The 1067-nt window shown below is 60.4% G+C and carries 1 pseudogene; it reads right to left on the bottom strand.

The window, feature by feature from the left end:
- Positions 1-235: 235 nt before the first annotated feature.
- Positions 236-1067, bottom strand: a pseudogene (locus L2I46_RS29175) (IS91-like element ISCR2 family transposase); the annotation flags it as partial.

The raw sequence follows: 1067 nt of genomic DNA, 5'->3' as shown, positions 1-1067 counted from the left end.
ACGTATAGGAAGAATAAACGCCCTTTTCACCCAAGTCCAACAGCTTTGGACCGCAGTTGACTCTTTCGACACCCCTGCGATGCAACCCAATCCGGCTGACGGGGAGCCAGCAACGCTGAAAATTTACCCTCCTCTTTCCCACTAGCGGCTCCTTTTCCGACAACCAGCACGGCGGATCCCTGCCGCGGCGCTGTGAACGCAGCATTTTGATTGGTATCGTTGGCCTTCAGGCTCGTCAGTCAAACAGACCCAGGAGCAGCTCAGCCGGTGGCGCCCGGCTTTCGGGTAACGCCCTGGTCCCGCTGGTTTCGGCTTTGTGCTTCAGGTGATCAAGGATCTGCTTGATCACTATAGGGTCTTCAATGCAGGCGATGACTTTCATGGCGCCGCCGCAGCCGCTGCAGGTCTCGATGTCGATATTGAAAACACGCTTGAGCCGTTGCGCCCATGTCATCGACGCTCGCCGTTGTGCTGGTGTTGCCGGTTCATCAGCCACCCTGACCTTGTTGCCCCTGCCCCGTTTTGCCGGCGTGACCAACGCCCGGTGCCGACTGTTGGGTGCGAACACCCCGTGGAAGCGGGTTAGGTTGACTCTGGGCTTCGGTACCAGGGCGGCCAGCCTTGCAATGAAATCCAATGGTTCGAAAATGACGTGCGTGGTGCCGTCCCGGTACGGCGTCTTGAGCTGGTAGCGCACGTTGCCGCCTCGTGTTAACGACAGCCGCTTCTCGGATACCGCCGGGCGGCTGATGTACCGGCACAGCCGTTCGAGCTTCTTGCGTTCATCGGCCCTGGCCGCCACGCCGGCGTGCAGGCTGGACCCGGCTACCTTGCCAATCCCGTCACCGAACGGATCACCACTGGTCGGCAGAGTTTGCAAAGTGAACACCTTTCGCCCCGCCTGTGAACCGACAGCGATACGGTAAGTGATCGAGTGCCCCAGCAGGGGTGTCATCGGGTCGTCATCCACCGCATCCGAGGCCAGATAGCTGTTTTCGACATCCCGTTCCAGCAGGCCTTGCCGTTCCAGATAGCGACCCACCCGGTGGGCGATGGTGTGCGTCAGC

The sequence above is a fragment of the Klebsiella sp. 2019SCSN059 genome (genome assembly GCF_021739525.1).
Taxonomy (GTDB): domain Bacteria; phylum Pseudomonadota; class Gammaproteobacteria; order Enterobacterales; family Enterobacteriaceae; genus Klebsiella; species Klebsiella quasipneumoniae.
The sequence above is the reverse complement of the archived record's forward strand: the minus strand, read 5'-3'. Positions and strand labels throughout refer to the sequence as shown.